The following is a 1,536-nucleotide window of genomic DNA, read 5'->3' on the forward strand; positions in this document are numbered from 1 at the left end:
GGTAGCGCAGCGTCGGGTTGACCGTCCGCTGCGTGCCGTCCGCCCCGGTGACCAGGAGCCGGGCCCGTACCGCCATGCCGCCGCTGCCGCCGGCCCGCTCCACCCCGACCAGCCGCGCGGTCACGTCGGCCACCCGCAGCGTCTCCCCGGTGCGGATGGTCCGCTCGGTGTCCCGGCCCTACGCCGAGGAGCCCGCGACACCCACCGCGACCAGGGCGATCCCGGCGTGCGCGACCAGCCCGGCGAGCCCGAGCCCCCGCCGGCCACGGCCGGTCCGGCGCAGCCGGTCGACCGCCTCCCCGGCCAGACCGGTCAGGACGAACGCCGCCGCGCCGAAGGCGGTGAGCGCGGGCAGGCCGGGCCGGCTGAGCAGTCCCACCGCCGCGACGGTGGCCAGCGCCGCCGCGCCCGGTACGAGGAGTCGCCGTACCGCCTGTGCCCGGTCGCCGGGCCGCAGGGCCGGCGTCGCCCCCATCACCAGCAGCACGACGATCGCCAGCGGCACCGCGGTGCGCTGGTAGTAGCCCGGCCCGACCGCGACCCGGGCCCCGCCGAGCGGGCCGGAGAGCAGCGGGAAGATCGTGCCGATCAGCACCACCGCCGCGATCGTCACCAGGAGCATCCCGTTGACCAGTACGGCCGTGGTGCGGGACAGCACCGGCGCGCTCCCGTGGCGGGGCGGCTCGGGGGAACGCCACCCGGTCAGGACGGTCGACGCGACCACCGCCAGCAGCACGAAGCCGAGCAGCATCGGGCCCAGCGGTGAGTCGGTGAAGGCGTGCACGCTGGCCACCGCGCCGGAGCGGGTGAGGAACGCGCCGAGCAGCACCAGCACGAAGCTCGCGCAGGCCAGCGTCAGGTTCCACCCGGCCCGGCCCGCGGTGCGCCCCAGGGCGGTGTGCAGGAACGCGGTGGCGGTCAGCCAGGGCAGCAGGGAGGCGTTCTCCACCGGGTCCCACGCCCAGTAGCCACCCCAGCCGAGCACCGCGTACGACCACCAGGCGCCCAGGCCGATGCCGGCGGTGAGCGCCGCCCAGGCCACCAGCGTCCACGGGCGGGTCACCCGCAGCCAGCCGCGCCCCTCTCGGCCGGCCAGCGGGGCGGCGAGCGCGAAGGCGAACGGCACCACCAGTCCGATGTAGCCGGCGTAGAGCAGCGGTGGGTGCACCCCCATCGCCGGGTGCTGCTGCAGCAGCGGATTGGGCCCGGGCCCGTCGGCCGGCGCCGGGCTCACCTCGCGGAACGGGTTCGCGGCGAACCGGGACAGGGCGAAGAAGAAGAGGGTGACGGTGCTGACCACCACCATCGCGTACGCGTGCAGCCGGGGCGGGTAGCGGCGCCGGGCCAGCAGCGCGGCGTACCCGCCGAGGACCAGCAGCCAGAGCAGCAGGGACCCGTCGAGGGCGGACCAGAGACTGGTCACCGTGTAGTACAGCGGCACGTGGCGTCCGCCGTTCTCCGCCACGAACCGGATGCGGAAGTCGTGCCGGAGCAGGGCCACCGCCAGCAGGAGGCAGGCGACGGCTGCGGTCGCCA

Annotated in this window: 1 protein-coding gene; it reads right to left on the reverse strand. The window is 76.3% G+C overall.

The features are described from left to right. Positions 1 to 178 precede the first annotated feature (178 nt). The coding region (ccsA, locus tag DKL51_RS32570) for a cytochrome c biogenesis protein CcsA (protein WP_124813174.1) at positions 179 to 1,536 on the reverse strand (1,358 nt) is incomplete at its 5' end.

Source organism: Micromonospora globispora, from assembly GCF_003857015.1.
GTDB lineage: Bacteria > Actinomycetota > Actinomycetes > Mycobacteriales > Micromonosporaceae > Micromonospora > Micromonospora globispora.